This window comes from uncultured Aggregatibacter sp. (assembly GCF_901873365.1).
In the GTDB taxonomy this organism is placed as follows: Bacteria; Pseudomonadota; Gammaproteobacteria; order Enterobacterales; family Pasteurellaceae; genus Aggregatibacter.
Genome location: NZ_CABFLM010000097.1, coordinates 1 through 6,052, shown reverse-complemented (window position 1 = coordinate 6,052; position 6,052 = coordinate 1). Strand labels below are relative to the sequence as shown.

The 6,052-nt window shown below is 42.0% G+C and carries 4 protein-coding genes; all 4 read left to right on the top strand.

All coding sequences use genetic code 11. The features are described from left to right. Positions 1-198: 198 nt before the first annotated feature. The 4 genes from QZ106_RS08700 to QZ106_RS08685 all read left to right on the top strand — a co-directional run bounded on the left by QZ106_RS08700 (position 199) and on the right by QZ106_RS08685 (position 5,933). Complete coding sequence (locus QZ106_RS08700; RefSeq protein ID WP_295976471.1) at positions 199-468, top strand: PAAR domain-containing protein; 270 nt, start codon at positions 199-201, stop codon at positions 466-468. A 64-nt stretch (positions 469-532) separates the two neighbouring features. Continuing rightward, positions 533-2,599: a type VI secretion system Vgr family protein gene (locus QZ106_RS08695; RefSeq protein WP_295976470.1), complete on the top strand. Its 2,067-nt coding sequence runs from the start codon at positions 533-535 to the stop codon at positions 2,597-2,599. A 204-nt stretch (positions 2,600-2,803) separates the two neighbouring features. Then, complete coding sequence (locus QZ106_RS08690; RefSeq protein WP_295976469.1) at positions 2,804-4,618, top strand: DUF4123 domain-containing protein; 1,815 nt, start codon at positions 2,804-2,806, stop codon at positions 4,616-4,618. Next, complete coding sequence (locus tag QZ106_RS08685; protein ID WP_295976468.1) at positions 4,611-5,933, top strand: hypothetical protein; 1,323 nt, start codon at positions 4,611-4,613, stop codon at positions 5,931-5,933. The genes QZ106_RS08690 and QZ106_RS08685 overlap by 8 nt, the downstream gene beginning before the upstream one ends. Positions 5,934-6,052: the final 119 nt, after the last annotated feature.

Sequence of the window (6,052 nt, the reverse complement as noted above, 5' to 3'; positions counted from 1 at the left end):
AAAAAGCACTCTAACTAAATCAATGATTAAGACTACTGTTTGATAAATGTATCACAGTCAAATTAGAGATACCACAACAACCCCACAGTCTTTACGCAATTTTACAAAAATGAATTTTTTTAACGCATAATTTCATAAGAAAGTTTGATCATTTTAGTTTAGAATGAACAAATGAAGCGATTGTAAATAGGAGGAAATATGTCAATTCGTGCAGTTATTGTTATTGGTGACAAAACCACCCATGGGGGGACAGTCCTCCAAGGATCTCAAACTATGACAGCGGGGGATAAGGCCGTGGCTCGTCGCGGAGATTTAGTCGCATGTCCACAATGTAAAGGCAACTTTCCTATTATTGAGGGATCTTCCAAAATGTCGGCTAATGGACGAGGCGTTGCCCTTGAGGGGATGAAAACCGCTTGCGGTGCAGAGCTCATTGCCTCTCAATCCATGATGAAAGCTGAGGGATAATTTACTTAGCTTTTTTATTTATCACCATGTTTTACTGTGGGTATACATTTTATAGGAATCTCAAATGGCTGTTCAATCTGACTACCGTTATAGTCTTAACGCTAATGGCTCAACCCAATTCGATGTAGTGCATTTTGTCTTAAAAGAACATCTCTCCTCTCTTTTTTGCCTTGAACTTGACCTTGCCGGTTTTGGTGCTGTTACCAATTTGAATGAGTTTATCGATCAACCAGCAACCCTTACATTCTGGCAAGGTATGCAAGCTGTGCGTCATATCAATGGCATTATTACCTCATTTAATCAAGCCGAAACTGGTTTTACTCGCACTCGATATCGCATGGTGATTGAACCATCTCTTTCTCGAGCGGCTTTGCAAACGGATTTACGCATCTTCCAACAACAAGATTCTCAACAGATTATCAAAACGCTGCTCAACAAAAATCGGGTCATGCAAAACCAATTTCATTTACAAACGCCTTACTGGACACGCGAATATTGTGTGCAATATCGTGAAACCGATTTGAATTTTATTGAACGTCTCGCTGCAGAAGAAGGTTCTTACTATTATTTCTCACATACACATGACAGTCATCACCTTCATTTTTCTAATAGTACCTCTCTCGCTGAGAAAAAAGGTGATCTCGTTTATAACGCGATGCCTGCCGGGGAACGCCCACAGGCTGCCGTATGGCATTGGGTATATGAAGAAAAACTCGGTTCTAATCATCAAACCCTGCGGGATTACACATTCACGAATCCGCGCTACAACCAAGAACATCAAGCGACTTTGCAGATGTCTTCGGGGAGTCATCAAGGTGACTATGAACGCTATGATTATCCGGGACGTTATAAGCAAGATGCACAAGGTAAACCGTTCACGCAATATCGTTTGGAATATGAACAACGTGAGGCAAAGATCGCATTTGCGCAAAGTGATGATTTACGCATTCTCCCTGGTTATGTATTCGGCTTGACTGGACATCAATGCGAAGCTTTTAATCGTGATTGGTTAGTTATCGGAGTAGAGCATTACGGCTGGCAATCTGGGGTACTGGAAGAAGAGGCCGGAGAAGAAGGGAATCGTTATGAAAATCACATTAAACTTATTCCCAACACGATTCAATGGCGGCCTAAACCGCAGCCTCGCCCGGTGGTAGAGGGCGCTCAAATGGCGCACGTGGTTGGTCCGGCCGATGAGGAAATTTATTGTGACGAATGGGGACGGGTGAAAGTTCAATTTCCATGGGATCGAGAAGGGAATAATGATGAACACAGTTCTTGTTGGATTCGGGTGAGTCAAGCTTGGGCGGGGGCACAGTTCGGACATATTGCCATTCCACGTATCGGGCATGAGGTAATGGTGCATTTCTTAGAAGGTGATCCTGATCAGCCAATCATTATGGGAAGAACTTATCATAGCACCACCGAACCGCCTTATGCGCTGCCTGAGCATAAAACTCGCATGACAATAAAAAGCAAAACCCATAAAGGGAATGGTTTTAATGAATTGCGTTTTGAAGATGAAAATGGCAAAGAGGAAGTTTTTATTCATGCCGAGCGTGATCAAAATAATGTCGTAAAACACGATGAAACTACGCAAATCGGTCACGACCGTAGTGAGCAAGTGGGGCATGATGAAACTATCCATATTGGCAACAATCGCACTGAAAGCGTGGGACAAGATGAATCCTTAACTGTCGGTCGCGATCAGTTTAATAAAATCAATCGTAATCGCATCACAAAGATTGAGAAGGATGAGATGCTGAATATAGGAAACCATCTTTCAATCGATATTTATGCTAACCAAAACGTTAATACGGGACGAGATTACACGCATCGAGTAGAAGCAAAAGCCAAGTTTGAGGTTGGACAACTACTAAAACAGCACAGTAAATATGTCAATGTCTCTTCCGAAGAAAAGGCACGAGTTGCCGGTCCCGGTGGCACGATTATTATTGATGCGCAAGGCATTATCTTAAAAGGCAAAGTCACTGTTAAAGGTAATCTGGTTATCCGTGGCGGCTCACCGGAAAAAGTTGAAACCTCGGCCTTTGAGGCAAACCAAGGTGATGACCTTTGTAAGGTTTGTGAGGCTATGAAAAATAAGAAAGCGGAAAGTGAGGTGTCTTAAGTATTGTTAACAAGACAATCCCGAGGACAGATAATCACCTGAAACAAAGTGCGGTTAATTTTTTAGCTATTTTTATCATTAAAAATACGACAAATAAACAGCGTTATAACAATAATGAAATCACAGCAAAAAGTGACCGCACTTTATCTCTCTTTGCTGTGTGCATAACGAACTCCGAAATATTCCTTGTGATAAGAGAGAAAGATGTTTATTACAATACAAACGCCCACCCGGCAAATTTGGGTAACGCATTATCATTTAACGTCCAAAGTGACATCACGTCTTTCCTGCACGGCTTATTTGCTTTGTCTTGCTGAAAATACGGAAACATATTTTCAGCAAATTGAACATTATCTTGAACAACATCAACTCACCGGCCAAGCACAACTTACCCCCCTACCGATTCAAACTTGGCTCACCCGTCATGGATTTGAGGCAATACTTTGGCGAGCTGCGCAACAACTTTCACCAACACATCCCATACTTTGTGTATATGACCAAGAGGAAATGCGGCAAGATGAAGCTCACATTGACATTTATCTTCATCAGCAATCCAAACGCTTTACGCCCTTTACAGAATTTAGCGAATCGGCCGTTTTACCGGAAGAAGTGCGGTCGATATTCTTTGCAGATTTTGAAGGGCTTGGTGAATATCATAAGGTATCGAATCGACTTGCGCATAAAGAGGAGAATGCAAAAAAACGCAAAAAATCACCGCACTTTTATGCGGTGGTTGATTGCGCCAAAGCCGTAAGCTTTCCTTCCCGTTTAGCGCAGGCAGGAGAAATGGCAAATCTCTATACGGGCAAAATTGGTCAAACCTTGGAAGCGCAAGCGCCTTATCTACTCGAATTTGACCCCTATCAAGCAGAAACCGTATCGTTTTTGCAGCGATTATTCCGAAAATCCGACAATAAAGTGGTCAGCCACTGGGCAATTAATCCGGTGATTTTCATTAAGAGTGAAAAGCCGTTTAATGAGGTTTATCATCACTTACGAAAATGGACACATCTTCAACATACAGAAACCGGAGAATGGTATTTTTTCCGGTTTTACGACCCTTTGGTGCTTAATCGCTATTTGCCTCGGCTGGCGCACTATCCGGCACAGCTGGCCGCATTGTTTGGGGTGAACCTGAATCACCAAACGGAATCACAAGATAAAATCATTGAAGCGTTTGGCGTACGCGTGGAGGAAGACTTTATTCGATTTAGCGTAACGCCACTGCCGGAAGAAACCCGACCTGCGAGGATTGCGCTGGGGGAGGTTGAACAACATGTCATGGAGACAATGATTATTGATAAATTCAAACAACAACTTATCCGTATGTTTGAGCAAAACCATCCAATCCGATTCCGAGCACTTAAAGCCGAACATAAGTGCGCCTTCGTCAACCATCTTTATCATGCCGCACTTGCTCACCGTTTTGTTCATCCTCAAGATATCGCTTTTTTCGGACACTTAATGTTGTATTTAGGGGCGCATTGGTATGAAGACCCAATTTATCATTTTATCGCACGTCATTTGCATGCGGAAAATGAGATTATCGATCGACGAATAGAACACATTACGTGGATATTTAACCAATCAATGCCCCACATCCTTGGTGAAAATTTAGAGAATAGCCTTAATATTATCCAAACCTTGCTTGCCTGGTATGTAGGACAGTCCAAAGCATCGCTTTCGGTAAATGTCATTGTGACCAAGCTTGCTCAAACAGCGAAACCTTATTTTTCACGCTATGTGAATGAAAAACATGTCATGACACATGTTCGTCTTTCTTTAGAAAATGCCCAAAAACAATTTGGTGTCACCTCAAATTATCAGCAAAGCGCATGGATTTTACTCAGTCTTTTACTGGGCATCGGTTTTTATCGAGACCCACTTATGCCGTGGGCAAGAGACATTCTTATGGCAAATAACGGGCTTGATGAAAAAATGGATGCTTTACTGAAAATGCTCCAAAAGCGAGCGAATAAAATGTTGAATACCTTAAAGGAGAAAGCATTGGATGTATAAAATTTCGGAAGAGACCAAAAGAGGAATGCATGCCACACCGGAGGAACTCGGTAAACAGCTTGAAGGATTGCCTGATGACATTACCCGTTGTAGCCGGGATTGCCCGTTTTCGGTTAAGATTCGGATATTACCGAGCACGTTGACACCGCTTGAGCTGGAAGCCTTTAATCTTGAGGCTTGGGAGGCGTGGTATAACGACAGCCAAAATCTTAATCCTTATGTTCCTGTGCCCGGAGAAAAAGGTGAAGAAAAGATTAATATCGAAATCATGGTACCACAACGCGATGTAGAAAGCCTTTATGTTGAGATTATCCGACTCGCCCCAGACACCATAAAGAGCGGTCAATTGTTAAAACGTTTCCAGTTGGCGAAAAGCGGTGAGAAAAAACTGAAAGAAGGGAAAGGCAAAGTCGAAGTTGGCACTTACCTTTGGGAATGGGACGGTTATATTGATGATGTGCTGGATACGAAGCTGTTGAAAGACGAAACCACTTATATTCGTGCGGTGGGTATCATTGGTTCTGCGTTTAAAGATGATGCCGTACAACTTCTTGCCCAACCTTTCAAAGAATGTGCCGAGCCGGTGGATTGGTTGGATGTGCAGGTTAACCGTAATGCCAAAACCGTTAATGTGGAATGGCGGGTGGCGTTTGATGATGGCGGTGTGTCGGGAAAAGCCAATGCGGATACACCGTCTTTTGACGAGTTAAAAGGTTTGGCGCTTGAGGGAATCAAAAAACACTGGGGCGGACAGATTAATACGACTAAAGGCAGTTATATTGTGACAGTTAATCCTGTGTTGGCCACGAAAAAAGCGGCACCTTCATTGACGTTGCAGGTGGAGATGGGACGCTCTTATAATCGTTCTGTGAATGCGTCTTGCGCTTGTGGGACATTGGCTAAACTAGGACGCGGATTGGGAAATCTGTTTTCTGATGTGACGAGGGTTTGGTATCTTCAGGGATATTATGAAAATCACTATTTCACCAAAAATGAGCTCATTGATGATTTTATGTTCACAGCAGCCCATGAATCAGGGCATTCTATATTAGCTAGCTATGCTTATAAAAGTACTGGGCTTAGTAATTACTCTTGGATTCACAAAGGTAGCTCTAAGGGGATAGGCAGTGGTTACTCTTTACCTAAACGAGGAGAAAAAGGGCATGAACTATATCCAGGAATTGGTGCAGATCTAATGAAATATTATTCTAGAAATAAGAACATTCCATTTTCTTTAAATTATTATAAAAGTATTGAATATGATCTTAAAAGTTTAGTATGGTTATCAAAATTATTTTTAGGTGGCAAAAAATGAATAAATTAATTACCGCTGGAGCATGCCTGCTTTCGTTATCTTCATGTTTTTTTAATTTTGAACCGGAGAAAGGAGGATTAATATACAAAAATAACTGCTCATACCCAATAGATGTATAT